Below are 445 nucleotides of genomic sequence, written 5' to 3'. Positions count from 1 at the left end.
ATTCATTTCCGGCTTCAGGTCGATCTGTTCGCGAATCTGTTCCGGTTTCAATATTCTGTTTGAATCCAACCGGGTAATCTCGATCATTCTTTTCCCCATTTGGTCTAAAGTCATATTAGGGAATCTCTTCTCCAGAGCCTTCATATCTTTTACCGAGTCGTAATAGAAAACGTATTTCATCGACATATCCGGCTTGAAACGAAGATACTGGCGAAAATTACGTCTATCCCAGTTCCGGTACGAGGGCATACCGATCCAGTAATAGCGATCCAAAATATTAACATAAGTCGTCATCTTCAATTTACCGTTCATGCGGGCAACGATATCCTGGCTATTTTGCGTCAACGTGTTCTGCTTCGTCTCCGTGGCGTCGTAAAATGACATCAATGCCGGACGGGAAGAGAGGTAACCGATAAACAGGGCAACGAACCATACCACGGCGTAT

General features: G+C 44.5%; 1 pseudogene. It reads right to left on the bottom strand.

Annotation, left to right across the window (positions count from 1 at the left end):
- Nucleotides 1-445: pseudogene (locus tag NVS78_RS14120) on the bottom strand (GldG family protein); the annotation flags it as partial.

The sequence above is a fragment of the Gabonibacter chumensis genome (assembly GCF_024741215.1).
Lineage (GTDB): Bacteria > Bacteroidota > Bacteroidia > Bacteroidales > Marinifilaceae > Gabonibacter > Gabonibacter massiliensis.
The sequence above is the reverse complement of the archived record's forward strand: the minus strand, read 5'-3'. Positions and strand labels throughout refer to the sequence as shown.